24 protein-coding genes and 1 riboswitch are annotated in these 24,228 nt (G+C 73.0%); of the genes, 13 read left to right on the top strand and 11 right to left on the bottom strand.

What is annotated here, in order from left to right; genetic code table 11:
- Nucleotides 1–19 precede the first annotated feature (19 nt).
- Nucleotides 20–1,774 carry a succinate dehydrogenase flavoprotein subunit gene (gene sdhA, locus ACFVQZ_RS24815; protein ID WP_030496834.1) on the top strand — a complete coding sequence of 585 codons (1,755 nt, stop codon included), beginning with the start codon at nucleotides 20–22 and terminating at the stop codon, nucleotides 1,772–1,774.
- On the top strand, nucleotides 1,774–2,532 hold the full coding sequence (locus ACFVQZ_RS24810) for a succinate dehydrogenase iron-sulfur subunit (protein ID WP_030496833.1): 759 nt from the start codon (nucleotides 1,774–1,776) through the stop codon (nucleotides 2,530–2,532). Before sdhA ends, ACFVQZ_RS24810 begins: the two co-directional genes overlap by 1 nt.
- A gap of 75 nt (nucleotides 2,533–2,607) precedes the next feature.
- Here the strand turns inward: ACFVQZ_RS24810 and ACFVQZ_RS24805 are convergent, their stop codons facing one another.
- Both ACFVQZ_RS24805 and ACFVQZ_RS24800 read right to left on the bottom strand, forming a co-directional pair.
- Nucleotides 2,608–3,147: a MarR family winged helix-turn-helix transcriptional regulator gene (locus tag ACFVQZ_RS24805; RefSeq protein ID WP_383626151.1), complete on the bottom strand. Its 540-nt coding sequence runs from the start codon at nucleotides 3,145–3,147 to the stop codon at nucleotides 2,608–2,610.
- 66 nt (nucleotides 3,148–3,213) lie between these two features.
- Nucleotides 3,214–4,002 (bottom strand): alpha/beta fold hydrolase, encoded by a 789-nt coding sequence (locus ACFVQZ_RS24800; protein ID WP_383626148.1) that lies wholly within the window; start codon nucleotides 4,000–4,002, stop codon nucleotides 3,214–3,216.
- A gap of 125 nt (nucleotides 4,003–4,127) precedes the next feature.
- On the opposite strand from ACFVQZ_RS24800, the gene ACFVQZ_RS24795 reads away from it, so the two are divergent.
- The 3 genes from ACFVQZ_RS24795 to ACFVQZ_RS24785 are packed head-to-tail and all read left to right on the top strand — an operon-like array spanning nucleotide 4,128 to nucleotide 5,815.
- Nucleotides 4,128–4,562, top strand: a complete 435-nt coding sequence (locus tag ACFVQZ_RS24795; RefSeq protein ID WP_383626145.1) for a hypothetical protein — start codon at nucleotides 4,128–4,130, stop codon at nucleotides 4,560–4,562.
- Nucleotides 4,563–4,567: 5 nt separating this feature from the next.
- A complete protein-coding gene (locus tag ACFVQZ_RS24790; protein ID WP_321193263.1) occupies nucleotides 4,568–4,990 on the top strand; it encodes a DCC1-like thiol-disulfide oxidoreductase family protein in 423 nt (140 codons plus the stop codon).
- A 9-nt stretch (nucleotides 4,991–4,999) separates the two neighbouring features.
- Complete coding sequence (locus ACFVQZ_RS24785; protein WP_051788152.1) at nucleotides 5,000–5,815, top strand: TetR/AcrR family transcriptional regulator; 816 nt, start codon at nucleotides 5,000–5,002, stop codon at nucleotides 5,813–5,815.
- A 34-nt stretch (nucleotides 5,816–5,849) separates the two neighbouring features.
- On the opposite strand, the gene ACFVQZ_RS24780 is transcribed toward ACFVQZ_RS24785, so the two are convergent.
- Nucleotides 5,850–7,403: an ABC transporter substrate-binding protein gene (locus tag ACFVQZ_RS24780; RefSeq protein WP_030496827.1), complete on the bottom strand. Its 1,554-nt coding sequence runs from the start codon at nucleotides 7,401–7,403 to the stop codon at nucleotides 5,850–5,852.
- Nucleotides 7,404–7,608: 205 nt separating this feature from the next.
- Nucleotides 7,609–8,892 (bottom strand): metallophosphoesterase, encoded by a 1,284-nt coding sequence (locus ACFVQZ_RS24775; protein WP_383626140.1) that lies wholly within the window; start codon nucleotides 8,890–8,892, stop codon nucleotides 7,609–7,611.
- 125 nt (nucleotides 8,893–9,017) lie between these two features.
- On the opposite strand from ACFVQZ_RS24775, the gene ACFVQZ_RS24770 reads away from it, so the two are divergent.
- Nucleotides 9,018–9,257: an SCO4848 family membrane protein gene (locus ACFVQZ_RS24770; RefSeq protein ID WP_383626137.1), complete on the top strand. Its 240-nt coding sequence runs from the start codon at nucleotides 9,018–9,020 to the stop codon at nucleotides 9,255–9,257.
- 21 nt (nucleotides 9,258–9,278) lie between these two features.
- On the opposite strand, the gene ACFVQZ_RS24765 is transcribed toward ACFVQZ_RS24770, so the two are convergent.
- Complete coding sequence (locus tag ACFVQZ_RS24765; protein WP_383626133.1) at nucleotides 9,279–11,042, bottom strand: recombinase family protein; 1,764 nt, start codon at nucleotides 11,040–11,042, stop codon at nucleotides 9,279–9,281.
- A gap of 205 nt (nucleotides 11,043–11,247) precedes the next feature.
- Between ACFVQZ_RS24765 and ACFVQZ_RS24760 the strand changes: the two genes are divergently transcribed.
- On the top strand, nucleotides 11,248–12,591 hold the full coding sequence (locus ACFVQZ_RS24760; protein ID WP_383626130.1) for a D-alanyl-D-alanine carboxypeptidase: 1,344 nt from the start codon (nucleotides 11,248–11,250) through the stop codon (nucleotides 12,589–12,591).
- On the opposite strand, the gene ACFVQZ_RS24755 is transcribed toward ACFVQZ_RS24760, so the two are convergent.
- On the bottom strand, nucleotides 12,485–13,450 hold the full coding sequence (locus ACFVQZ_RS24755; RefSeq protein ID WP_383626127.1) for a YihY/virulence factor BrkB family protein: 966 nt from the start codon (nucleotides 13,448–13,450) through the stop codon (nucleotides 12,485–12,487). The two genes, ACFVQZ_RS24760 and ACFVQZ_RS24755, sit on opposite strands and share 107 nt — an antisense overlap.
- 105 nt (nucleotides 13,451–13,555) lie before the next feature.
- Here ACFVQZ_RS24755 and ACFVQZ_RS24750 point away from each other — a divergent pair, with 105 nt between their 5' ends.
- Nucleotides 13,556–14,812 (top strand): FAD-binding protein, encoded by a 1,257-nt coding sequence (locus ACFVQZ_RS24750; protein ID WP_383626125.1) that lies wholly within the window; start codon nucleotides 13,556–13,558, stop codon nucleotides 14,810–14,812.
- A gap of 21 nt (nucleotides 14,813–14,833) precedes the next feature.
- On the top strand, nucleotides 14,834–15,589 hold the full coding sequence (locus tag ACFVQZ_RS24745; RefSeq protein WP_030496821.1) for a decaprenylphospho-beta-D-erythro-pentofuranosid-2-ulose 2-reductase: 756 nt from the start codon (nucleotides 14,834–14,836) through the stop codon (nucleotides 15,587–15,589).
- 28 nt (nucleotides 15,590–15,617) lie between these two features.
- On the opposite strand, the gene ACFVQZ_RS24740 is transcribed toward ACFVQZ_RS24745, so the two are convergent.
- Together ACFVQZ_RS24740 and trpS are read right to left on the bottom strand one after the other, a co-directional pair.
- Complete coding sequence (locus ACFVQZ_RS24740; RefSeq protein WP_030496820.1) at nucleotides 15,618–16,199, bottom strand: 2'-5' RNA ligase family protein; 582 nt, start codon at nucleotides 16,197–16,199, stop codon at nucleotides 15,618–15,620.
- 150 nt (nucleotides 16,200–16,349) lie between these two features.
- Entirely contained in the window at nucleotides 16,350–17,366 is a 1,017-nt protein-coding gene (gene trpS / locus ACFVQZ_RS24735) for a tryptophan--tRNA ligase (protein WP_030496819.1), read from the bottom strand.
- Between the two features lie 56 nt (nucleotides 17,367–17,422).
- Between trpS and ACFVQZ_RS24730 the strand changes: the two genes are divergently transcribed.
- Both ACFVQZ_RS24730 and ACFVQZ_RS24725 read left to right on the top strand, forming a co-directional pair.
- A complete protein-coding gene (locus ACFVQZ_RS24730) occupies nucleotides 17,423–18,058 on the top strand; it encodes an RNA polymerase sigma factor (RefSeq protein ID WP_383626120.1) in 636 nt (211 codons plus the stop codon).
- A complete protein-coding gene (locus ACFVQZ_RS24725) occupies nucleotides 18,051–18,830 on the top strand; it encodes a hypothetical protein (protein ID WP_383626117.1) in 780 nt (259 codons plus the stop codon). The genes ACFVQZ_RS24730 and ACFVQZ_RS24725 overlap by 8 nt, the downstream gene beginning before the upstream one ends.
- 10 nt (nucleotides 18,831–18,840) lie before the next feature.
- Here the strand turns inward: ACFVQZ_RS24725 and glyA are convergent, their stop codons facing one another.
- Nucleotides 18,841–20,130 carry a serine hydroxymethyltransferase gene (gene glyA / locus ACFVQZ_RS24720; RefSeq protein ID WP_383626114.1) on the bottom strand — a complete coding sequence of 430 codons (1,290 nt, stop codon included), beginning with the start codon at nucleotides 20,128–20,130 and terminating at the stop codon, nucleotides 18,841–18,843.
- A 63-nt stretch (nucleotides 20,131–20,193) separates the two neighbouring features.
- A riboswitch (ZMP/ZTP riboswitch) is annotated at nucleotides 20,194–20,284 on the bottom strand.
- Between the two features lie 314 nt (nucleotides 20,285–20,598).
- Here glyA and rocD point away from each other — a divergent pair.
- Together rocD and ACFVQZ_RS24710 are read left to right on the top strand one after the other, a co-directional pair.
- Nucleotides 20,599–21,804, top strand: a complete 1,206-nt coding sequence (gene rocD, locus ACFVQZ_RS24715) for an ornithine--oxo-acid transaminase (RefSeq protein ID WP_030494359.1) — start codon at nucleotides 20,599–20,601, stop codon at nucleotides 21,802–21,804.
- Nucleotides 21,805–21,895: 91 nt separating this feature from the next.
- Nucleotides 21,896–22,573: a polysaccharide deacetylase family protein gene (locus ACFVQZ_RS24710; protein WP_383626111.1), complete on the top strand. Its 678-nt coding sequence runs from the start codon at nucleotides 21,896–21,898 to the stop codon at nucleotides 22,571–22,573.
- A 3-nt stretch (nucleotides 22,574–22,576) separates the two neighbouring features.
- Here the strand turns inward: ACFVQZ_RS24710 and ACFVQZ_RS24705 are convergent, their stop codons facing one another.
- Both ACFVQZ_RS24705 and ACFVQZ_RS24700 read right to left on the bottom strand, forming a co-directional pair.
- Nucleotides 22,577–23,758 carry a glutathionylspermidine synthase family protein gene (locus tag ACFVQZ_RS24705; RefSeq protein WP_030494357.1) on the bottom strand — a complete coding sequence of 394 codons (1,182 nt, stop codon included), beginning with the start codon at nucleotides 23,756–23,758 and terminating at the stop codon, nucleotides 22,577–22,579.
- A gap of 16 nt (nucleotides 23,759–23,774) precedes the next feature.
- Nucleotides 23,775–24,080, bottom strand: a complete 306-nt coding sequence (locus ACFVQZ_RS24700) for a hypothetical protein (RefSeq protein WP_030494356.1) — start codon at nucleotides 24,078–24,080, stop codon at nucleotides 23,775–23,777.
- Nucleotides 24,081–24,228 lie beyond the last annotated feature (148 nt).

The following is a 24,228-nucleotide window of genomic DNA, read 5'->3' as shown; positions in this document are numbered from 1 at the left end:
GGGCTGAGGTAACCACGCCATGAAGATCCACAAGTACGACACCGTCATCGTCGGCGCCGGCGGCGCCGGCATGCGCGCCGCCATCGAGGCGACCAAGCGCAGCCGCACCGCCGTGCTCACGAAGCTCTACCCGACCCGCTCCCACACGGGCGCCGCGCAGGGCGGCATGGCCGCCGCGCTCGCCAACGTGGAGGAGGACAACTGGGAGTGGCACACCTTCGACACGGTCAAGGGCGGTGACTACCTGGTCGACCAGGACGCCGCCGAGATCCTGGCGAAGGAGGCCATCGACGCCGTCCTCGACCTGGAGAAGATGGGCCTGCCGTTCGGCCGTACGCCCAACGGCGACATCGACCAGCGCCGGTTCGGCGGTCACTCCCGCAACCACGGCGAGGCCCCGGTCCGCCGCGCCTGCTACTCGGGCGACCGCACCGGCCACATGATCCTCCAGACGCTGTACCAGAACTGCATCAAGGAGGGCGTGGAGTTCTTCAACGAGTTCTACGTCCTGGACCAGCTGATCACCGAGGTCGACGGCGTCAAGAAGTCCGCCGGCGTCGTCGCGTACGAGCTGGCCACCGGCGAGATCCACATCTTCCAGGCCAAGGCCGTGGTCTACGCCTCCGGCGGCACCGGCAAGTTCTTCAAGGTGACGTCGAACGCCCACACCCTGACCGGTGACGGCCAGGCCGCCTGCTACCGCCGGGGCATCCCGCTGGAGGACATGGAGTTCTTCCAGTTCCACCCGACGGGCATCTGGCGCATGGGCATCCTGCTGACGGAGGGCGCCCGCGGTGAGGGCGGCATCCTCCGCAACAAGGACGGCGAGCGCTTCATGGAGAAGTACGCGCCGGTCATGAAGGACCTCGCGTCCCGTGACGTCGTCTCCCGCTCCATCTACACGGAGATCCGCGAGGGCCGCGGCTGCGGTCCCGAGGGCGACCACGTCTACCTGGACCTGACGCACCTCCCGCCGGAGCAGCTGGACGCCAAGCTCCCGGACATCACCGAGTTCGCCCGGACGTACCTCGGCATCGAGCCGTACACGGACCCGATCCCGATCCAGCCCACCGCGCACTACGCCATGGGCGGCATCCCGACCAACGTCGAGGGTGAGGTCCTGTCGGACAACACCACCGTCGTCCCGGGCCTGTACGCGGCCGGCGAGGTCGCCTGCGTGTCGGTGCACGGCGCCAACCGCCTCGGCACCAACTCGCTGCTCGACATCAACGTCTTCGGGCGCCGCGCCGGCATCGCCGCCGCCGAGTACTCCCACAAGCACGACTACGTCGAGCTGCCGGAGGCCCCGGAGGCGTTCGTGGTCGAGCAGATCGAGCGGCTGCGCAACTCCACGGGCAACGAGCGGGTCGCCGACCTGCGCCGCGAGCTCCAGGAGACGATGGACGCCAACGTGATGGTGTTCCGCACGGAGCAGACCATCAAGGCGGCCGTCGAGAAGATCGCCGAGCTGCGCGAGCGCTACAAGAACGTGTCCATCCAGGACAAGGGCAAGCGCTTCAACACCGACCTCCTGGAGGCCATCGAGCTGGGCAACCTGCTCGAACTGGCCGAGGTCATGGCCGTCTCGGCCCTGGCGCGCAAGGAGTCCCGCGGCGGTCACTACCGCGAGGACTACCCGAACCGCGACGACGTCAACTTCATGCGCCACACGATGGCGTACCGCGAGGTCGGCGAGGACGGCTCCGAGACCGTGCGTCTCGACTACAAGCCGGTCGTCCAGACCCGCTACCAGCCGATGGAGCGTAAGTACTGATGGCTACCCCCGTTCTGGACAAGGTGGAGAAGGACTCCGCCGCCTCGCCGTACATCACGGTCACCTTCCGGATCCGCCGCTTCAACCCCGAGGTCTCGGACGCGGTGGTCTGGGAGGACTTCCAGGTCGACATCGACCCGAAGGAGCGCGTGCTCGACGGTCTCCACAAGATCAAGTGGGACATGGACGGCACGCTCACCTTCCGCCGCTCCTGCGCGCACGGCATCTGCGGGTCCGACGCCATGCGGATCAACGGCAAGAACAGGCTCGCCTGCAAGACGCTGATCAAGGACATCAACCCCGAGAAGCCGATCACCGTCGAGCCCATCAAGGGCCTCACGGTGCTCAAGGACCTCGTGGTCGACATGGAGCCCTTCTTCCAGGCGTACCGCGACGTCATGCCCTTCCTCATCACCCAGGGGAACGAGCCGACCCGCGAGCGCAAGCAGTCCCCCGAGGACCGCGAGCGCTTCGACGACACCACCAAGTGCATCCTGTGCGCCGCGTGCACGTCGTCCTGCCCGGTCTTCTGGAACGACGGCCAGTACTTCGGTCCGGCCGCGATCGTCAACGCGCACCGCTTCATCTTCGACTCGCGCGACGAGGGCGGCGAGCAGCGCCTGGAGATCCTGAACGACAAGGACGGCGTGTGGCGCTGCCGCACCACGTTCAACTGCACGGACGCTTGCCCGCGTGGCATCGAGATCACCAAGGCGATCCAGGAAGTGAAGCGCGCACTGATCACGCGCCGCTTCTGACCTCCGCCGCACGGAAGGAAGGCCCCGTCTCCCCTGGGAGGCGGGGCCTTCCCGCGTGTGCGGGTACGGAGGGTGTCAGCCGTGCCAGGGCGGGACGGACGGGTTGTCCTCGGCGGCGAGCATGACCCGGCGAAGGAGGTCGTTGAGGGTGGTGCGCTCGGCGGGGGTGAGGACGCCGAGGAGGCGTTCCTCCTCGTGGCCGAGGACCTCCATGGCGCCGAGCCAGGTGGTGCGGCCGGCGTCGGTGAGCTCGACGACCACGCGTCGGCGGTCGGTGGCGGAGGGGGCGCGCCGGACGAGCCCGCGCCGCTCCAGGGCGTCGAGGCGGCCGGTGACCGAGGCGGGGGGCAGGTCCAGGTCCTGGGCCAGCTCGGAGGGGGCGGCGGAGCCACCGCGGCCGGCCAGCTTGTGCAGGGTGTCGAACTCGTGGCGTTCGAGGTCGAAGTCGAGGAGCGACTGCTCGCGGACGCGGCGGAGGTGGACGGAGAGCTTCTTCATCCGGGTGACCGCGCCTTCGACGACGGGGTCGAGCCCGGGCAGCACGGGCTGCCAGCGGGCCACGTGCCCGTCGGTCCAGTCCTGCTCCTCGGGGGCTGCGGGGTCCGGCGGGTTCATGGGGCGATCGTACGGGCGGGGGCACGGCGGAGCCCGGGAGCGACATGGCGTCGCCGCGCCGCCCGCTCACCGCCCAGCTGCGGCGGGGGCGCTGAGGGCGGCCAGGAAGTCCGTCAGGAGGGTCAGGGTCTCCTCGGGGTGTTCCAGGGGCGGCAGGTGGCCGGACCGGGCGAGTTCGACGCGGCAGGCGGCGGGGAGGAGTGCGGCGAGCCGGTCGCCGATGGCGCGGAAGTCGGGGAGGTCGTGGGCGCCGGTGACGACGAGGGCGGGCGCGGCGATCGTCCGCAGGTCGTCCTCGGTGACGCCGGAGGGGCGGGGGCCGTGCTCCTCGGGGGCGGCGAGCTGGAGCTCGAAGGCGCGGCGCTGCATGGTGCGGACGAGGGCGCGGGCCGTGTCGCCGGCGTCGGGGCCGAGCCAGCGGGCGACGTTGAGGGCGGTGGCGGCCTCGATGTCGCCGGCGTCGAGGAGGGCGTCCTCCTGTTCGAGGAAGGCGCGCAGTTCGGGTCCGGCCTCGTGCGCGACGGGGGCGGCGGCGCACAGCAGGGCGAGGGCGGCGGTGCGGCCGGGGTGGCGGGCGGCGAACTCCAGGGCGACCTCGCCGCCGAAGGAGGAGCCGACGAGCGCGGCCCGCTCGGCGCCGAGCCGGTCGAGGAGGTCCCGGACGTCGTCGGCGTGGACGTGCGGGGCGTCGGCGGGGGTGTCGCCGAAGCCGCGGAGGTCGCAGCGGACGACGCGGTGGCCCGCGTCGGCGAGGCCCTGGAACTGGCCGTCCCACATGCGCCGGTCGCAGACCCCGGAGTGCAGCAGGACGACGGTCAGCGGGCCGGTGCCGGCGGTGTCATGAGAGAGCGTCACCCCGGTGACCCTAGACCGCCCGGGGAGGGCGGGCCACACCTTTCCCGTACCGACTTGAACGCGTTCAAGAGGAGGTCTACAGTCAAGAGCGCCAGCATTTGAACGCGTTCAAGGGAGCGTGGGGCATGGACCTCACTGTCGTCGCGTACACCGTCTACCTGCTGATCAGCGTGGCCCTGACCGTCTGGGTCGCCCGCACCCTCAGCCGCAACGGAAGGGTCTTCCTCTCCGACGTGCTGCACGGGAACGAACAACTGGCGGACGCCGTCAACCACCTGCTCGTGGTCGGCTTCTACCTCGTCAACTTCGGCTTCGTCGCCCTCTATCTGAGCCAGGACGCGGCCGTCCTCGACGCCCGGACCCTCTTCGAGGCCCTGTCCGTCAAGCTCGGCGTCGTCCTCCTCGTCCTCGGCGTCATGCACCTCGGCAACGTCTACGTGCTCAACAAGATCCGCCGCCGCGGCGTCATGGAACGCGAACAGGTCCCGCCCGTCGGCCCGCAGGACTGGACCACCGGCCCCAAGGACGGCCCGTGGGCCCCGCCCGCGCCCCAGGTCTGACCGCCGTGACCGCCCCCGCTCGGCCCACGACCCCCGTGGGACGGCTGACCGTGCTGTACGACGCCGACTGCCCGCTCTGCGTCCACGTCCGGCACTGGCTGCTGCGCCAGCGGCAGCTCGTCCCGCTCGACCTCGTACCGGCCGGCTCGCAGCGCGCCCGGCAGCTCTTCCCGGACCTCGACCACGCCGCCACCCTGCGGGAGATCACCGTGATCGGGGACCGGGGCCAGGTCTACCGCGCCTCCGCCGCCTGGATCGTCTGCCTCTGGGCGCTGGCCGAACACCGGCCCCGCGCCCACTGGCTCGCCACCCCCGCCGGGCAGCCCTTCGCCCGCGCCGCCGTTCTCGCCGCCGCGAGGTGGCGGGACGCACTCAAGGGTCCGGACTGCGCGGACGGGCACTGCGAGACGCCCGGTCCGCCCGGTTAGGCTCGGCCCGTGAAGGACGCGAAGGAAGAGAAGAAGGCCCCGGCCGGCCCGGGCAGGACCCCGGCCGCCGCGAAGGGCGAAGGCGCCGCGAAGGGCGGGGCCGCCGCGAAGGCCCCGAAGAGCGAGCAGACCCGGACGCTCATCCTGGAGACCGCGCTGCGGCTCTTCCGGGAGCGGGGGTACGACAAGACCACCATGCGGGCGATCGCCCAGGAGGCAGGGGTCTCGGTCGGGAACGCCTACTACTACTTCGCGTCCAAGGAACACCTGGTCCAGGGCTTCTACGACCGGATCGCCGAGGAGCACCAGGCGGCGGTCCGGCCGGTCCTGGAGGGCGGCGAGAAGGAACTGGTCGCCCGCATCCGCGGCGTCCTGCTCGCCTGGCTCGACATCGCCGAGCCGTACCACGAGTTCGCCGCCCAGTTCTTCAAGAACGCCGCCGACCCCGACAGCCCGCTCTCGCCGTTCTCCCCCGAGTCGGAGGGCCCGCGCGAGGCGGCCATCGAGGTGCACCGCCGGGTGCTCTCCGGCGCCTCGGTCAAGGTCGACCCCGAACTCGCCGAGGCACTCCCGCGGTTGCTGTGGCTCCAGCAGATGGGCCTGGTGCTGTTCTGGGTGTACGACCGCTCCGACGGCGCGGCCAACAGCCGGCGGCTCGTGGAGCGGCTGGCCCCGGTGACCGCCCGCGCGATCTCGCTCTCCCGCTTCCGGATCCTGCGCCCGCTGGTCAAGGAGACCCACGAACTGCTCGCCGACTTCATGCCGACGGCGGCCGGGATGGCGGCGTCGGGGCGGCCCCGCAGGACCGCCCCGAAGAAGGACTGACCGCCCGCCGGCACCGGCCGGCGGGCCGCGCGGCTCACAGCCAGGTCAGCTCCCACAGCCGCCAGATGCCGGTCCCGTCGGACAGGTTCTGCGAACCGCCGACGGACTCGGTGGCGAGCACGTAGTCGTTCTTCTGCCACAGCGGGATCAGCGGCACGTCCTCGGCGACCCGCTCCTGGATCGCCTTGAAGTCACCGGTGGTCCGGGAGCGGTCGTCGTACCGCTGGGTGTCCTGGATCAGCTTGTCGACGGTCTTGCTGGAGTAGCCGTTGGCCAGCGTGTTCCCGGTGCCGACCAGCGGGGCCGTGAAGCTGTCCGAGTCGGGGAAGTCGGGGAGCCAGCCGACGGTGTAGGCGTCGTACGCGCCGCTGGTGTAGCCCTTCTGGAAGCTCTGCCAGTCGGCCTCCACCACCTTCACCTCGAACAGCCCGGTGGCCTCCAGCTGCTTCTCGATGAGCGCGGTCTCCGCCTTGTACGTGGCGTCCTGCCGGTAGCCGAAGGTGAACCGCACCGGCGTCGCCACCCCGGCGTCCGCCAGCAGCCGCTCCGCCTTCTTCACGTCGGGCGCCGGGTAGCGGTCGTAGAAGGCCGTGCTGTGCCCGACGAAACCCTGCGGGATCAGCGAGTACAGCGGCTCCACCGTGCCCTTGTACGCGCCGGTGGTGAGGGCCGGGCGGTCGAGGACCGCCGCGATCGCCTGCCGTACCGCCTTCTCGCCCGTCGGCGCGTCGGGCCGCGTGTTGAAGACGAGATTGCGGATCTCCGCGCTCTCGGCCTCGGTGAGCCGGGTGCCGCCGTTGGTGTCCAGGTTCTCCACGAAGGACGGCGGCAGCTGACGGTGCGTCACCTGCACGTCACCGGACTTCCACGCCTTCTCCAGCTCCTCGGACTGCTTGTAGTACTTCACCAGGACCGGCTTGCCCGTCCCGGCGAGCGCGCCCCGGTACTTCGGGTTCGGCTCCAGGAGGGCGCTCTCGCCCGGCTTGTACTCCTTGAGGAGGTACGGGCCCGTGCCGTCGACGCCGTTGTCCTGGCGGAGGGTGTCCGCCTGATAGCGGTCCCGGTCGACGATCGAGCCGGCGCCGGTCGCCAGCTTCAGCGGGAAGGTGGCGTCCCGGCCGCTCAGATTGAAGGTGACCGTCCGCCCGTCCGCCCGCACGTCCTTCAGCGTCGGGAAGAGCGCGGCGGGACCGACGTCCGCCTTGATCTTCAGCATCCGGTCGAAGGAGTACTTGACGTCCTCCGCCGTCACCTTCCGCCCGCTGGGGAAGGCGAGGTCGTCCCGGAGCACGCACTGGTACGTGGTGAGCCTGCCGCCCACGAACCGGCAGCTCTCCGCCGCGTCCGGGGTCGGGGTGGTGAAGCCGGGCTTGAACGTGAGCAGCGACTGGTAGACGTTGCTGTAGATCGCCCAGGAGCCGGCGTCGTACGCGCCGGCCGGGTCGAGCGAGGTGACCTCGTCGGTGGTGCCGACGGGGACGGGGTCGGTGCGCCCCTCGTCGGAGGGCAGGAGTTGCCAGCCCCCCACCCCCGCGGCCACCAGTACTCCACAAGTGATGAGGATCCGGAGTCGGACCGTCGACCGCATTGCCGTGCTTCCTTTGTCGCGCAAAACCCCACAGGGCGACGGCCCCCGAATCGTCGCGTTTGCGCCACCCAATCACACGGTCTTCACAGGGGGAAGAGGAAACTTTCACACGGCATGCATATGTCCGTGAAATGCGAATTTAAGTCGATGAGCAGCACGTATCGACCCCGGCGCGGGGAGTGAGCGCCCTCCGGATTCCTCCCGGTCACGCCTGCTTCGAGGCGAGTTGGACGACGGTGATGTCGGACGGCGCGCCAACCCGGACCGGCGGCCCCCACGCGCCGGCGCCCCGGGACACGTACAGCTGGGTGTCCCCGTACCGTTCGAGACCGGCCACCGTCGGGTTGGCGAGCTCGGCGAGCAGGTTGCCCGGCCAGAGCTGCCCTCCGTGGGTGTGGCCGGAGAGCTGGAGGTCCACCCCGTGGGCGACGGCGTCGTCGATGACGACCGGCTGGTGGGCGAGGAGGACGGCGGCGCGGGACCGGTCGCGGTCGCCGAGCGCGCGGCCGAAGTCGGGCCCCTGCCCCTCCCGTTCGCCGGCCACGTCGTCCACGCCCGCCAGGTCGAACCCGGCGGCGATCTCCAGGCGTTCGTTGCGCAGCGGGCGCATGCCGAGCTCACGGACGTGGTCGACCCAGGCGTCGGCGCCGGAGAAGTACTCGTGGTTGCCGGTGACGAAGAACGAGCCGTGCCGGGCGCGGAGCCCCGCCAGCGGTTCGGCGGCCGGACCGAGGTCGGCGACGGTGCCGTCGACGAGGTCGCCGACGACGGCGATCAGGTCGGGCTGGGTGGCGTTGATCGCGTCGACGATCCGCTGCGAGTGCGCCCGCCCGAGGATGGGCCCCAGGTGGATGTCGGAGACGACGGCGATGCGGTAACCGTGCGCGGCGCGCGGCAGCTTGGCCAGCGGGACGGTCACCCGCTTCACCCGGGGCCCGCGCAGCACCCCGTACGCCCCGTTCGCCACGGTCCCGGCGGCGACGGCGGCCGCGGCCCCGCCGACGACCCGCGCGACGAAGAGCCGCCGCGACACCCCGGAGCCGGACGCGGGCTCCGCGGGCGCCTCCGCCGGTTCCGGGCCCTCCTCCTCCCGCTCGGGCGCGGGCACGGGGACGGGCGCGGGCACGGGCGCCGCCACGGCGGCGGGAGCGGCGGCGGGAGCGGCGGCGTCCCGCCGGGCGAGCACCCGGTGCAGCAGGGGCCGCACGGCCTCGCCGACGAGCAGCGCCAGCACCACGTACAGCAGCAGCGCCAGCCACAGGAACCCGGGCCAGGCGACGGCCTGCTGCACCGCGAACGGCAGCCCGGCCCGCCCGGAGACCAGCGCGGCGACGGAGAGCAGCGGCAGCACGACCACCAGCCCCGTGCCGAGGCGCCGGGCCGTGCCGCCGGGCACGGTGACGTCCCGGACCAGACGGCGCCACACGTACCAGTGGACCGCGCCGAGCAGCGCGAGGACCACGACCAGGAAGGGCAGGAAGGCGATCACGCCCGGAACCTCTCTTGTCAGTCGGTGGAGCGCCGGGGCGGAGACAGAACCCCGGCCGTCGAACCGGAAGGAACGGGTCGGATACTGACAGAGACCCGCGCACCCCCACTCGGAAGGGCACCCCCGTGAAACTCAGCCGACGCACATCTTGGTTCCTTCTCGCGTTCGGCATCTGGTCCTGGGTGATCTGGATCACCTTCGTCCGCAACCTCGTCAAGGACGCGAGCGGACTCGCCTTCGACGACGCCGGCGACCCGACCGCCTACTTCTGGGTGCACCTCGCCCTCGCCGTGACGTCGTTCGCCCTGGGGACGGCCGTCGGCGTGATCGGCCTGAGGGGCGTCCGGGCGAACTCGGGCAAGTAGAGAGCCCCCGCTCCCGCGCAACTACCGGGGCGCGAGCGAGCACCGGAGGGCGACCGGCGTCTCTTCGTCGTCTTCGTGGCCCTCGTCCGTCTCGAGGTGCCGCCAGTGGAGCGTCACCCGCTCCTCGACCGGGATGTACGTGCGGGACTCCGGGTCCCGGCCGGGGCCGATGGAGACCCCGGAGAGGAAGAGGGCCAGGAACTCGCGTCGCTGGAACACGTCCCACGCCGCCCAAGGGGAGCCGGCGCCCAAGGGGTCCTCGCCCTGCGCGAACCAGTCCGGAGGAACCCGGGTCGCTGCCCTGATCTGCTCGTCCAGTTCTTCGAGCCTGGCCGTGCACTGGTCCTCGAAGGCCCGGTACCGCGTCATCGTCACGCGCCACGTGGCCGACTCGTCCCGCCCGCGGTAGAGCCCCGCCTTGCGGTCGGCGCGGAGTTCGGCGAGGGAGTTCTGGACGTGCTCGAGGCGCGCCGCCGTCTCGCGCCGCTCCTCCTGGACTCCGGACAGGTCGCGCTGGAGCGCGAATCGAAGTGCCGCCTCCGCCAGCCATTCCCTGTCCTCGTTGTCGTCGACGTCCGCGGCGGCAAGACGTGCCCAGACGCGCCACGCCACGTAGTCGTCGGCGTCTTTGCGCTTGATGCTCAACCCCCCGTGCCCCCGGGGGTTGGCGCACATGTAGGAGTCCTGCCCGCCGTTGTTCCTGCTCTGGCCCATGGACCCCGTGCAGATCCCGCAGGTGGTGAAGCGCCACCCGCTCAGGAGCGTGGGTGTGGCCTCTCCGCCGGGCTGCCTGGTGGTCTTGTTGCGCTTGCTGCGCCGCTCCTGGAGCTCCAGCCACGTGGCCCCCGGGATGACGCCCCGGTGGGGCGTCAGGGGCGCGCCGCCCGCATCGCGGGCGATCACGTTCACGTACGCCTTGCCGCGCTTCGCGCGCTCGCTGGCGAAGCCTCCGAGGGCCGGGTGGGAGAGGATCCAGCGCACCGTCTGGGCCCGCCAGCGGATCGGGCTGTCCTCCTTCGACACGCGGCGCTTCTTGAGGGACTCCATCCGCTTCTCGGTGGCACGCCGCTCGGCCTCGCCGGGCGCCGGTACGCCCTCCGCTTCCAGCGTCGTCGCGATCCTGTTGTCGGAGGTTCCGGCGAGCGACATCTCCACCATGCGCTCGACGACCGCGACGTGGTCCGGGTTGTCCTCGTCCGGCTCCAGGACGGAGACGACAAGGCTGCCGATCCTCTCGCGGACCGCCCGCATGCCGTACGGCGCGGAGCTGGAGTGCCGGCCGCCGACCGCCCTGATCTCGTCCTTGGCTCCGCGCAGGCACTCCGCCTTGACGTCGCCGGCCTGCTTCGCGAGGGCCGCGATCAGCGCGAAGACCGCGATGCCGACCGGGTGCGACGTGTCGAGGAACGGTTCGCGTACGGACACGAAGCGGACGCCATACTTCTTGAACTCCTCGTCGATCTCCAGGGCATCGTGTGCGCCCTTCCGGGTCAGCCGGGACAGTTCGCTCACCACCACCACGTCGACCTCACCCGCGCGGACAGCGGACATGAGGTCGTCGAAGCCCGGGCGGACGGCGTCGGGATCCCAACCAGACCGACCGACGTCTTTGAACGTGTGCGACACCTCCCACCCCCGGCTCGCCGCCAGCGCCCGGCCGGCTGTCACCTGCGCCTGCGGCGACGCCTCGGACGAGTCGGGGCGCGCCTTGGACTGCCGGGCGTAGACGGCCACCCGCACCGTGTCCAGATGCTCGGCTCCCACGGGCGAAACGAAGGGGGACATGACCTCTCACCTGATCTTCTCTGCCGTTGATGCTCTACAGACCGACTCCATAGAGAAAGCGATTCAGATGAACCAGCTCCACACCCCGAACGCGCGCAGGAACCTGGAGACACGGGGGCTGAGCTTCGCGGGCTCACGTGCGCCGTCGCGGGGCGGGGGGACCGCGGGGTTCGGTTCACGGGGGTGTGCCTGTACGTTCTCGGTCGTGTCTGCTTCGAAGAGGACCGCCGCCGCGGTCGCCGCCGCGCTGTTGCTTCCGCTCGCGTTCGCCGCCGGGACCGCTCACGCGGACGAGCCGGTGAAACCGGGGGGTTCGAAGAGTCCCACGGCCTCCCCGCAGCCGAAGCCGCCGGCGAACATGTCGTCGGTGGGCGGGGCGCTGCTCGGGCTGCCGGGGACGCAGGTGAAGCTGGGGGCCGGGGCGCCGGTGCTGCCGAAGGAGCTGTCGGCGCGGTCGTGGATCGTCGCGGACGCGGAGAGCGGCGCCGTGCTGGCCTCGCACAACGCGCACTGGCGGCTCGCGCCGGCGTCGACGCTGAAGATGCTCTTCGCGGACACGCTGCTGCCGAAGTTCACGGACAAGAAGCAGACGCACCTGGTCACCGCGCAGGACCTGGCGGGGCTCGGGGAGGGGTCCAGCCTCGTCGGGATAAAGGAGAAGCAGACCTACACGGTCCGGGACCTGTGGCTGGGGGTGTTCCTGCGGTCGGGGAACGACGCGGTGCGGGTCCTGACGCAGATGAACCAGGGCATGGCGAAGACCGTGGCGGAGATGAACGCGCGGGCGGCCGAGCTGCAGGCGCTGGACACGCACGTGAAGTCGCCGGACGGCTACGACGCCCCGGGGCAGGTGTCGTCGGCGTACGACCTGACGCTGATCGCCCGCAGCGGGATGCAGAAGGCGGAGTTCCGGGAGTACGCGAAGACCCCGCGCGCGGCCTTCCCGGGCGAGGCGAAGCCGGGCAAGAAGCGCGAGACCTTCGAGATCCAGAACACCAACCGGCTGCTGACCGGTGACTTCGGCATCGCCCCGTACCCGGGCATCGCGGGTGTGAAGAACGGCAACACGACGCACGCGGGCGCGACCTTCACCGGGGTCGCCGAGCGGAACGGGCGGGTGCTGCTGGTGACGGTGATGAACCCGTCGTCGAACGAGCAGCACGCGGTCTACAAGGAGGCCGCGCGGCTGCTGGACTGGGGGTTCGCGGCGTCCGGGAAGGTGACGCCGGTGGGTGAGCTGGTGCCGCCGAAGAGCGCGCGGCCGTCGGCGCGGCCGGTGAACGGGACGGAGTCGGGCGCGCCGGCGCCGGGCACGGAGGCGCCGGAGACGGGCGGGCCCGCGGTGGCCGCGTCCGCGTCCGGGAAGGGCTCGGGCGGGGTCGGGATCGCGCTCGCGATCGCGGGCGGGGTGCTGGTGCTGGTCGCGGGGGCGGTGCTCCTGGTCAACCGTCGCTGGCCGCGTTCGGGCGCCGGGGCTCCCGGTCGCGGTCCGGAGACGGGGACGGGGACGGAGACGGATCCGGGGACGGGGACGGGCGTTTCGTCGTAGCGGCGGGGTCGATCGAGCCCACGGCCGTCCACGCGGAGCAGAACAGCAGGAGTTTCGCGGTGAAGTTGATCCACAGGAGCAGGGCCACCGGCACGCCGAAGGCCCCGTACATCGACTTCGCCGCGACCTCCCGCATGTAGCCGCCGAGGAGCAGTTTCAGGAGTTCGAAGCCCGCCGCGGCGATCAGCGCGGCGACGACGAGCCGGTGGCGGGGCGGGTCGACGCCGGGCAGCGGCTTGAGGACGTAGAGCAGGATCAGGAAGTCGGCGGCCGTCGCGACGAGCACGGCCGCGCCCTGGAGCAGGACGCCGCCGGCGCCGCCGCCGGAGATGCCGAGCCGGTCGGCGCTCCAGCCGACGGCGGTGGAGCCGAGCCAGGAGGCGGCGAGGGAGCAGAGGGCGACGCCGCCGAGGCCGACGAGGACGACGGCGTCCTTGCCCTTGCGGACCACGGGGTTGCCCTCGTCGACGTCGTCGAGGCCCCAGACGGCGCGGAGGCAGTCGCGCATCGAGCCGATCCAGCCGATGCCGGTGAGGAGCAGCAGGGCGCCGGCGACGAGGCCGACGGTGCCGGCGTTGGCGACGAGGCTGCCGATGTCGAGCTGGTCGGAGATGCCGGGGACCTGGTCGGAGAGCTTCTGCTCGATGGTGTCGAGCTGGTCGTCGGTGAGGAGTGCGGCGCCGATCGCGGCGGCGACGGTGATGAGGGGGAAGAGGGCGAGGAAGGAGAGGAAGGTGAGGGCGGCGGCGAGCCGGGTCCAGTGCACGTCGTCGAGCCGCTCGTAGGAGCGCCAGGCGTGGGTCTTCATGAGCCGGGCGACCCAGGGGCCGATGAGGGGGATCTTGGTCAGCCAGTCCATGGTTCGAGCATCCCTCCGGGCCGGGCGGCGGGCGGGGACCGACACCGCGCGCCGGAGGACTGCAATTCCGGCATAAGCGACAGAGGCGGCGATACGGTCGCTCCCATGGCTGTCGAACCCCTCGTTCTGGACGACGACTTCGTGCCCCTCACGGGTGCCGGGCGCACCGCGCCGTCGCTCGCGCTGCTGGCCCGGCCCCGCTCGGCCGCCGAGGCCGCCGGAGCCGTCCTTCGGCGGGGGCCGCGCGGCGCGGTCGCCCGGGGCCGGGGGCGGTCCGGCGGGGACGCGGCGCAGAACGCGGGCGGGACCGTGCTGGAGCTGGCCGCGCTGGACCGGATCCGCGGCCTGGACGCGGCGGCGGGGCTGGTGGTCTGCGAGGGCGGTACGGAACTGGGCTCGGTGGCCCGGGCGTTGCTGCCGCTGGGCCTCCATCCCCGGGCCGGCGGCGGCCCGTGGACGGTCGGCGGGGCGATCGCCTCCGGGTACGGGGCCGGGGTCGTCGCGCTCGAACTGCTGGGTGCAGACGGGGAGTCGAGGACGGTACGGCGCGGCGAACCGCTCTTCGACGCGACCGTCGGCGGACTGGGCCTGACCGGGGTGGTGCTGTCGGCGACGCTGGAGGCGCGGCCGGTCGAGACGGCGTACCTGCGGGAACGGACCGCCCGTTTCCGGGACGTGGACGCGCTGCTCGCGCACTGGACGGGCGGCGGGGCGCCCCGGGAGCCGTACGCGCGGGCCCGGGTGGAGCTGAGCGGGCGGGGCCGCGCCGTCCTGACGACCGCCGTGCCGGTCCCGTACGCCGCGCTGCCCCGGGGCCACCGGGCCCGCCGCGCGCCGCTGGCCCTCCCGGACCTCCCGGCCGTCCCGGGGCCGTGGACGGGCGGTCTGCGGCCCCTTCCGGGGCTGGCACGCGCGCGCGTGGCGGGCGGCCCGGTGTCCGGTCTCGTCGGGCGGGCGGCGTTCGTGCGGTACCGGTGCGCCCTGCCCGAGGGGCGCGAGGAGGAGCTGCGGGGGCTGCTGGAGCTGCTGGCCGGGCGGCGCTCCCCCGCGCGCGGCGCCCGGCACGCGCGCGTGGAGCGGGTCCGCGAGGAGGGGGCGGGGCCGCTGGCGTTCCCGGTGCGCGGCTGGTGCCTGGGGCTCGACGTGCCCGTCGGGGCGCCGGGGCTCGGGCGGTTCCTCGACGTCCTCGACGCGCGGGTGGCGGCGGCCGGCGGGCGGGTCTGCCTCGCCGACGACGCCCGGCTGCGGCCCGCGCTGCTGCCCGTCCTGTATCCGCGGCTCGGCGCCTTCCGGGCGCTGCGGGCCGCGGTCGACCCACGGTCCGCGTTCCGCTCGGACCTGTCCCGCCGTCTCGGCCTGTGAACCGTTCAGGAGTGATGCGTCGTGAAGGACGCCTTCGGTGCCCCCCAGTCCCTGCTGCTGCTCGGCGGCACGTCCGCGATCGGGCTGGCCGCCGCGCGCCGGCTGATCGCCCGCCGCACCCGTACGGTCTGGCTGGCCGGCCGCCCCTCCCCCGAGCTGGCGGAGGCGGCCGGTTCGCTGCGCGCGCTGGGGGCGGAGGTGCGGGTGGTGCCGTTCGACGCGCTCGACACGGACGCGCACGCGGAGCGGCTGGGGGCGGTCTTCGCGGAGGGGGACGTGGACCTGGTGCTGCTGGCCTTCGGGGTGCCCGGCGACCAGGCGCGGGACGAGTCGGACCCGGTGGCGGCGGTGCGGGTCGCGCAGACCAACTACACGGGCGGCGTGTCGGCGGCGCTGGTGTGCGCGGGCGCGCTCCAGGCGCAGGGGCACGGTTCGCTGGTGGTGCTGTCGTCGGTGGCGGGCGAGCGGGGGCGGCGGGCCGACTTCATCTACGGCTCGTCGAAGGCGGGCCTCGACGTCTTCGCGCAGGGGCTGGGGGACGCGCTGCACGGGACGGGGGTGCACGTGATGGTGGTGCGGCCCGGTTTCGTGCGCTCGGAGCGGACGGCGGGGCGTCCGGAGGCGCCGCTGGCGACGACTCCGGAGGCGGTGGCGTACGCGATCGAGCTGGGGCTGCGGCGCCGCTCGGAGACGGTGTGGGTGCCGGGGCCGCTGCGGCTGGTGGCGTCGGCGCTGCGGCACGTGCCGCGTCCGCTGCACCGGCGGCTGCCGGTGTGACCGTACGGCCCCGGCCCCGGCCCCGTGGTCAGGAGGGTGTGCGGACCGGGCTGCCGCCCTGGGCGGGGACGGCCGGGACGGGCCGGCCGCTGCCGAACTCGTAGTCGTACAGCTTCCGCCACACGCCGTCGGCGCCCTGCTCGTAGAGGGCGAAGGAGGCGCAGGTCCAGGCGGCCTCGTAGCCGGCCAGTTCCTCGTACGCCCGGTCCATGGCCTCCTCGGCGATGCCGTGGGCGACGGTGACGTGCGGGTGGTACGGGAACTGGAGCTCGCGGACGAGCGGCCCGGTCTCGTGGCGGAGGCGGGCCTGGAGCCGGTCGCAGCCGGCCGCGCCGTCGGCGAGGGTGACGAAGACCACCGGGGAGAGCGGGCGGAAGGTGCCGGTGCCGCTGAGCCGGATCTCGAAGGGGAGACTGTCGGCGGCGACGCCGGCGAGGTGGGCCTCGATCTCCGGCAGCCGGTCCTGGTCGACCTCGGTGGGCGGGACGAGGGTGACGTGGGTGGGGATGGCGTGCGCGGCGGGGTCCCCGAAGCCCGCGCGCCGCTCCTGGAGCAGGCTGCCGTGAGGCTCCGGGACCGCGATCGAAACGCCGAGCGTTACGGTCCCCACGTCGTTCTCCTCCGTCGTCCGGGTCGGTTCGGTGTGCGGTGGTGCAGCCGCCAGTGTGCGGCCTGCACCACCTTCATGGCCAGGGTCCTCGGACCCGTGCTTCGCCGGCGCTCCGCGGGTCCTTCGCGGGTGCTTCCGCCAGGGCCGGCGTCAGTGCTTCGCGGGGAGGAAGCCGATCCTGTCGTACGTCTGCGCCAGGGTCTCGGCGGCGACGGCGCGGGCCTTCTCCGCGCCCTTGGCCAGGACCGAGTCCAGCGTCTCCGGGTCGTCCAGGTATTCCTGGGTGCGGGTCCGGAAGGGCGTGACGAACTCCACCATGACGTCGGCGAGGTCGGTCTTGAGGGCGCCGTACATCTTGCCCTCGTAGCTCTTCTCCAGGTCCTCGATGCTGGTGTCCGTGAGGGTGGACATGATCACGAGGAGGTTGGAGACGCCGGGCTTGTTCTCCGGGTCGAAGCGGATCACCGTGTCGGTGTCGGTGACGGCGCTCTTGACCTTCTTGGCGGTGACCTTCGGGTCGTCCAGGAGGTTGATGAGGCCCTTCGGCGTCGACGCCGACTTGCTCATCTTGATCGCCGGGTCCTGGAGGTCGTAGATCTTCCCGGTCTCCTTGACGATGTACGGCGCCGGGACGGTGAAGGTGTCGCCGAAGCGGCCGTTGAAGCGCTCCGCGAGGTCGCGGGTGAGCTCGATGTGCTGGCGCTGGTCCTCGCCGACCGGCACGTGGGTGGCCTGGTACAGGAGGATGTCCGCGACCTGGAGGATCGGGTAGGTGAAGAGGCCGACCGTGGCGCGGTCGGCGCCCTGCTTCGCGGACTTGTCCTTGAACTGGGTCATGCGGGAGGCCTCGCCGAAGCCGGTGAGGCAGTTCATGACCCAGCCGAGCTGCGCGTGCTCGGGGACGTGGCTCTGGACGAAGAGGGTGCAGCGCTCCGGGTCGAGGCCGGCGGCGAGGAGCTGCGCGGCGGCGAAGCGGGTGTTGGCGCGGAGCTCGGCCGGGTCCTGGGGGACCGTGATCGCGTGCAGGTCGACGACCATGTAGAAGGCGTCGTGGGACTCCTGCAGCGCGACGTACTGCCGGATCGCGCCGAGGTAGTTGCCGAGGTGGAAGGAGCCCGCGGTGGGCTGGATCCCGGAGAGCGCGCGAGGACGAGGATCAGAGGCCATGCACATCATTCTCTCAGGTGCGGGAACCGATCCCGGACTTCCGGTGTACCAGGAGTGTGAGGACACGGGAGGGGGGCTCGGCCGTCGTCGACGAGAGCGCCGTGATCGCCCGGGTACGCGCCGGAGAGCCGGAGGCGTACGCGGAGCTGGTCCGCGCGTACACGCCGGTGGCGCTGCGGGCGGCGGTGGCGCACGGGGCGGGCGCGGAGGCGGAGGACGTGGTGCAGGCGGCGTTCTTCAAGGCGTACCGCTCGCTGGGGAGTTTCCGGGAGGGGGCGTCCTTCCGGCCGTGGCTGCTGAGCATCGTGGCCAATGAGACGAGGAACACACTGCGTTCGGCGGGCCGGCAGCGGGCGGTGGCGGGGCGGGAGGCGGAGCTGCTGGCGGGCGAGCCGCTGATACCGGAGTCGGCGGACCCGGCGGTGGCGGCGGTGGACGGCGAGCGCCGGCGGCGGCTGTGGGAGGCGCTGGACGGGCTGGCGGAGGAGCAGCGGCGGGTGGTGGTGCACCGCTATCTGCTGGAGCTGGACGAGGCGGAGACGGCGGAGGCGCTGGGGTGGCCGCGGGGCACGGTGAAGTCGCGGCTGAGCCGGGCGCTGAAGCGGCTCGGGGCGGCGCTGGGCCCGGCGGAGGGGACGCCGGGGGAAGGGGTGGCGGAAGGGACGCGGGAGGGAGGTGAGGGGCGTGCGTGAGGACGAGGGTGCCGGGGGGCTGCCGGAGGAGCTGCGGGAGCTCGGGCGGTCGCTGCGGGTGCCGGACGTGGACGGGGAGTCGATGGCGGAGCGGGTGCTGGCCCAGCTCCTCGCCGAGCACGCGCCGGTGGTGGAGCGGGAGCCGGAGGCGGAGCGGTGGGGGTGGCTGCGGCGGCGGTGGCGGGCGCTGCTCGCGGCGCTGTCCGGGGTGCTGGTGGTGGCGGTGCTGACGCCGCCGGTGCGGGCGGCGGTGGTGGAGTGGCTGGGTGTCGGCGGGGTGGCGGTGGAGTACGCGCCGGGGGCGCCGCCGGTGGCTCCGGCGAAGGTCCCGGGGTGCCCGGATCCGGTGCAGGCGGCGGAGGCGGCCCGGGTGGCCGGGTTCGCGCCGCTGCTGCCGGAGGGGGTGGCCGGGGCGGTGACGTCGGTGACGGGGTGGGCGCCGCGCGCGGTGGTGGGCGTCTGCTGGCGGACGGCGGAGGGGGCGGTGGTGCGGCTGGACGAGTTCCCGGGCGAGCTGGACCCGGGCTTCGTCAAGGAGATACGGGTGCAGCCGGAGCCGGTGGTGCTCGCGGACGGGACGGCGGCGTACTGGTTCGCGGAGCCGCACCGGCTGACGTTCCCGCTGGTGTCGGACGCCGGCCGGTGGAGCCGGGAGGTGCGGGCGGCGGGGCCGACGCTGCTGTGGGTGCGGCCGTCGTCCGGTCTGACGCTGCGGCTGGAGGGGATACCGGACCGGACGGAGGCGCTGCGGGTCGCGGCCTCCGTCCGGTAGGGCTCCAGGGCTAGGCGGGGAGGCCGGGGGCCGGGTGGGCGGCCATCAGGTCGGCGACCTCGGCGCGGATCGTCGCGAGGGCGGGCTCGTCCCCGGCGGCGGCCGCGGTGACGGCGCGGTCGATCCAGTCGGCGACCTGGTCCATGTGGGCCGGAGTGAGGCCCCGGGAGGTGAGGGACGGGGTGCCGATGCGGATGCCGGAGGGGTCGAAGGGCTTCCGGGGGTCGAAGGGGACGGTGTTGTAGTTGACGACGATGCCCGCCCGGTCGAGGGCCTTGGCGGCGGTCTTGCCGGGGACCTGCCGGGAGGTGAGGTCGATGAGGATCAGGTGGTTGTCGGTGCCGCCGGAGACCAGGTCGAAGCCGCGGGCGAGCAGGGCGTCGGCGAGGGCCGCGGCGTTGGCGACGACGGCGTGGGCGTAGGTCCGGAAGGAGGGCTGGGCGGCCTCGCGGAGGGCGACGGCGATGGCGGCGGTGGTCTGGTTGTGCGGGCCGCCCTGGAGGCCGGGGAAGACGGCCCTGTCGAGGGCCTTGGCGTGCTCCTCGGTGGACATCAGCATGGCGCCGCGCGGGCCGCGGAGGGTCTTGTGGGTGGTCGTGGAGATCACGTCGGCGTGGCCCGCCGGGGAGGGGTGGGCGCCGCCGGCGATCAGGCCGGCGATGTGGGCGATGTCGGCGACGAGGACCGCGCCCGCCTCGCGGGCGATCTCGCCGAAGGCGGCGAAGTCGAGGGTGCGGGGAAGGGCGGTGCCGCCGCAGAAGAGGATCTTGGGGCGTTCGGCGAGGGCGAGGTCGCGGACCTGGTCGTAGTCGACGCGGCCGGTGTCCGGGCGGACGCCGTACTGCACGCCGCGGAACCAGGAGCCGGTGGCGGAGACGCCCCAGCCGTGGGTGAGGTGGCCGCCCATGGGCAGCGCCATGCCCATGACGGTGTCGCCGGGCTTCGCGAAGGCGAGGTAGACGGCGAGGTTGGCCGGGGAGCCGGAGTAGGGCTGGACGTTGGCGTGGTCGACGCCGAAGAGGGCCTTGGCGCGCTCGACGGCCAGGGTCTCGACCTGGTCGACGACCTGCTGGCCCTCGTAGTAGCGGCGGCCGGGGTAGCCCTCGCTGTACTTGTTCTGGAGGACGGTGCCGGAGGCTTCGAGGACGGCGGCGGAGACGTAGTTCTCGCTCGGGATGAGGCGGAGCGTGTCCGCCTGGAGCCGCTCCTCGGCGCCGACGAGGGCGGCGAGCTCGGGGTCGGCCGCGGCGAGGGCGGGGTGGCCGGCGGTCTGCGGGTGCGGCTGCGGGGACGGGGTCACGTGTTCCTCCGGGAGTACGTCGGAACGTCCCGGGGCGGGTGCCGCACGGGACGCGGGGCGGTCCCGTGATGCCCAGGCGAGCGGCACCTCGTGTGGTGGAGCGCGCGCGGCTCCCCCGGGGTCGGTTCCCCGTACGCCAGTCGCCGCGCGTGCGCCCAGCCTAGGCCATCTCTTCCGGATCATGCCGGGCTCGCGACGCCTGGCACGCGCTCCCCCAGAGGGGGCACCCCCAGCCGCGTTGTCGTCGGTCGCCGATGTCCCCCAGCTACCGCTGGGAGGTGCCCCCACCGCATGGACTCCCTCCTCCGCCTTGCGATCGCACGCACCAGACGCCGCTCCCTGATCCGGCCTGATCCGGAAGAGACGGCCTAGCGGGCGCGCCGTCGTACGAGGTTTCTTCGTCCGGAATGCGAGCGACGATAAGAAGGGGCCACAACCCACCCCGGCCGCAGGACGATCGGAGATCCCGTGTCGAGAACGCAAGACGAGATCGCTGCCTCGGACGCGCACAGCGCCCACAACTACCACCCCCTGCCCGTCGTCGTCGCCTCCGCGGAGGGGGCCTGGATGACGGACGTCGAGGGGCGTCGCTTCCTGGACATGCTCGCCGGCTACTCGGCGCTGAACTTCGGGCACGGAAACCGCCGGCTGATCGAGGCGGCGAAGGCCCAGCTGGAGCGGGTCACGCTCACCTCGCGGGCCTTCCACCACGACCGCTTCGCCGAGTTCTGCACGCGGCTCGCGGAGCTGTGCGGCAAGGAGCGGGTGCTGCCGATGAACACCGGGGCGGAGGCGGTCGAGACGGCCGTCAAGACGGCCCGGAAGTGGGGGTACGAGGTGAAGGGCGTGCCGGACGGGCACGCGAAGATCGTGGTGGCGGGGAACAACTTCCACGGGCGGACGACGACGATCGTGTCGTTCTCGACCGACCACGAGGCGCGGGACCACTTCGGCCCGTACACGCCGGGCTTCGAGATCGTGCCGTACGGCGACCTGACGGCGCTGGAGGCGGCCGTCACCGAGAACACGGTCGCGGTGCTGCTGGAGCCGATCCAGGGCGAGGCCGGCGTCCTCGTCCCGCCGGCCGGCTATCTGCGCGGGGTGCGGGAGCTGACGGCCCGGCGGAACGTGCTGTTCATGGCCGACGAGATCCAGTCCGGCCTCGGCCGGACCGGCCGCACCTTCGCCTGCGAGCACGAGGACGTCGTCCCCGACGTGTACATCCTCGGCAAGGCGCTCGGCGGCGGCGTCGTGCCGGTGTCGGCGGTGGTCGCGGACGACGCCGTGCTGGGGGTCTTCCGGCCCGGCGAGCACGGCTCGACCTTCGGCGGCAATCCGCTGGCGTGCGCGGTGGCGCTGGAGGTGATCGCGATGCTGCGGACCGGGGAGTACCAGCAGCGGGCGGCGGAGCTGGGCGAGCACCTGCACGCCGAGCTGGGCCTGCTGGTCGGCGGGGGCGCGGTCGAGGCGGTGCGGGGCCGCGGGCTGTGGGCCGGCGTCGACATCGCGCCGGCGCGGGGCACGGGCCGGGAGATCTCGGAGCGGCTGATGGCCCGGGGCGTCCTGGTGAAGGACACCCACGGGTCGACGATCCGGATCGCGCCGCCGCTGGTGATCTCGAAGGAGGACCTCGACTGGGGTCTGGAGCAGCTGCGGGCGGTCCTCTCGGACTGACCGGGTCCGTTTCCGGGGCGGTGGAGGAGCCGCCGCCCCGGGACAACGGGCGCCATTGACACCGGAGTTGGTCCAGTCCAATGATGCGGCCATGTCGCGCCTCCGTCTGCGCCGCGCCGTGCGCGGCGCGCTCGCCGCACTCGTCCCGTTCGCGCTCCTCGGGGCCGCCCCGGCCCCGTCCCCCGCGCCTCCGTCCGCGCCCGTCGTGTCCCGCGTCGGGACGACCGACCCGGTCGTCTTCCTCACCGTCGACGACGGCTGGTTCCACGACCCGGCCGCCGCCGAGCTGCTGCTGGAGCGGCGGGTGCCGGCCTCGCTGTTCCTGCTCCCGGGGGCGTACGCGTACGACTCGGGGTACTTCCACCGGCTGCTCGACCACGGCCGGGTGCGGGTGGAGAACCACACGGTCGGGCACCCGGACCTCACCGCGCTCGACGCGGCCGGGCAGCGGGCGGAGGTCTGCGGGGCGCGGGACGCGCACCTCGCGGAGTTCGGCGACGGGCCGCGGCTGCTGCGCCCGCCGTACGGGGCGTACGACGCGACGACGCGGACGGCCGCCCGCGCCTGCGGGGCGAAGGCCGTGGTGACGTGGACGCACGACCTGACCACGTGGGGCGGGTGGACGCCGCCGGCGCCGGAGCTGAAGGCCGGCGACATCATCCTGCTGCACTTCAACGAGACGCTGGAGCAGGACCTGGAGCGGGCCCTGGCGCTCGCCGACGCGGCCGGTCTGACGCCGGCCCCGCTGCGGGAGTACGTACCGGAGTGAGCGTCAGAGGATCACGTGCGGGAGGAAGCGGGCGTACTCGTCGGTGACGGGACCCGCGGACTCCCGGATGCCGAGCCCCGCGGCCTCGTCCTCGACGACCCAGGCGCCGAGCAGCGTGCGGTTGCCGTCGAAGTCGGGGAGCGGGGCGAGGCCCTGGTAGCAGCAGGGCTCGTCGCGGACGACGGGCTCGCTGCCGGGCGCGTGCAGGGTGACCCCGGCGCCCTCCCGGCCGAGCAGCGGCTTGGCGGCCCAGCCGGTGGTGGCGGCCAGCTCGCGCGGCCCGTCGAGGTAGGCGGGCAGCAGGTTCGGGTGGTCCGGGTACAGCTCCCAGAGGATCGCGAGCAGCGCCTTGTTGGAGAGCAGCATCTTCCAGGCGGGTTCGATCCAGCAGGTGGTGCCGGAGCCGCCGCCGTTGTCCAGGGTGGACAGGACGTGCTTGCCGAACGGGTCGGTGACCAGCCACTCCCACGGGTAGAGCTTGAAGCAGCTGCGGATGAACCGCAGCTTCTCGTCGACGAACCGCCGGGAGAGCCGGTCCCAGCCGATCCGCTCCACGGAGAGCGCCTCGGTGGCGAGCCCGGCCTGCTCGGCGGTCTCGCGCAGGTACGCGACCGTCATCAGGTCCTCGCCGAGCTCGTCGGTCTCCGAGTGGGCGAAGTGCACGGGGCCGGGCGGCAGCAGCGCCGCCTGCCGCTTCCAGGCGTCGACCAGGCGCTCGTGGAGCGAGTTCCACTGGTCGGCGCCGGGGAAGCGCTCCTCCATCCAGAACCACTGCGGGCTCGCCGCCTCCACCAGGGAGGTCGGGGTGTCGGCGTTGTACTCCAGCATCTTCGCCGGGCCGGTGCCGTCGTACACGAGGTCGAAGCGGGCGTACAGCGAGGGGAGTTCGGTGCGGCGGCGCCAGGACTCGGCGACCCGCTCCGCGATCCGCGGGTCGGTGATGCCGAGGTCGGCGAAACGGTTCCGCTCGACGATGTGCGCGGCGGCGGCGAGGCACATGGCGTGCAGTTCCTCGACGACCTCCTCCAGCGCCTCGACCTCGGGCAGCGTGAAGGAGTAGTACGCGCTCTCGTCCCAGTACGGGCGCAGCGAACCGTCCGGGTAGCGGGTCAGGGGGTAGACGAGCCCCTGCTCCTCGACGGTCTCCTGCCAGCCCGGGCGGGGCTCGATGGTGTGCCGTTCCATGGTGCCGGTCCGCCCGTCAGCCGCCGCTCGACCCGGAGGACGAGCAGCCGAAGCCGCCGGTCTCGACGGCCTTCCGGTCGAAGCTGCCGCCGCTCACGCGCGCGTCGCGGACGGAGCCGCCGTAGTAGTAGGCGCCGCGGGTGGTCGAGCCGTCGTCATCGTCGTCGTCCCCGCCTCCGGTGTCGCACCGGTAGCTCGGCAGTTCCTCCAGCGTCACCGGGTCCGCGCACCGGCGGTCGGGTTCGGCGCCGCAGGCCGTGATCGCCGCGGCGAGCACGCCCATCCCGCCGAGCACCACCGTGCTCGACCTGAGCCTCCGCATGTCCCTCGCCCTCCCCTTCGCGTGGCCGCGCACCGTGGTGTGCGCGTGGCGTGTCCGCGCGGCCGTTCGTATGACCGCGGGGCTCGCGACCGCACAGTGTAGGCCGCCGCTTTCCGGCCTCGGCACCGCGCGTCGTTTTGCGCCGTTC

This window comes from Streptomyces sp. NPDC057854 (genome assembly GCF_042797055.1).
Classification (GTDB): domain Bacteria; phylum Actinomycetota; class Actinomycetes; order Streptomycetales; family Streptomycetaceae; genus Streptomyces.
This window is presented reverse-complemented; position numbering and strand designations above follow the sequence as displayed.

Coding starts and splice junctions, on each gene's coding strand:
- sdhA (WP_030496834.1), top strand. CDS start 20: ATGAAGATCCACAAGTACGACACCGTCATCGTCGGCGCCGGCGGCGCC.
- ACFVQZ_RS24810 (WP_030496833.1), top strand. CDS start 1,774: ATGGCTACCCCCGTTCTGGACAAGGTGGAGAAGGACTCCGCCGCCTCG.
- ACFVQZ_RS24805 (WP_383626151.1), bottom strand. CDS start 3,147: ATGAACCCGCCGGACCCCGCAGCCCCCGAGGAGCAGGACTGGACCGAC.
- ACFVQZ_RS24795 (WP_383626145.1), top strand. CDS start 4,128: ATGGACCTCACTGTCGTCGCGTACACCGTCTACCTGCTGATCAGCGTG.
- ACFVQZ_RS24780 (WP_030496827.1), bottom strand. CDS start 7,403: ATGCGGTCGACGGTCCGACTCCGGATCCTCATCACTTGTGGAGTACTG.
- ACFVQZ_RS24765 (WP_383626133.1), bottom strand. CDS start 11,042: ATGTCCCCCTTCGTTTCGCCCGTGGGAGCCGAGCATCTGGACACGGTG.
- ACFVQZ_RS24755 (WP_383626127.1), bottom strand. CDS start 13,450: ATGGACTGGCTGACCAAGATCCCCCTCATCGGCCCCTGGGTCGCCCGG.
- ACFVQZ_RS24750 (WP_383626125.1), top strand. CDS start 13,556: ATGGCTGTCGAACCCCTCGTTCTGGACGACGACTTCGTGCCCCTCACG.
- trpS (WP_030496819.1), bottom strand. CDS start 17,366: ATGGCCTCTGATCCTCGTCCTCGCGCGCTCTCCGGGATCCAGCCCACC.
- ACFVQZ_RS24710 (WP_383626111.1), top strand. CDS start 21,896: ATGTCGCGCCTCCGTCTGCGCCGCGCCGTGCGCGGCGCGCTCGCCGCA.
- ACFVQZ_RS24705 (WP_030494357.1), bottom strand. CDS start 23,758: ATGGAACGGCACACCATCGAGCCCCGCCCGGGCTGGCAGGAGACCGTC.
- ACFVQZ_RS24700 (WP_030494356.1), bottom strand. CDS start 24,080: ATGCGGAGGCTCAGGTCGAGCACGGTGGTGCTCGGCGGGATGGGCGTG.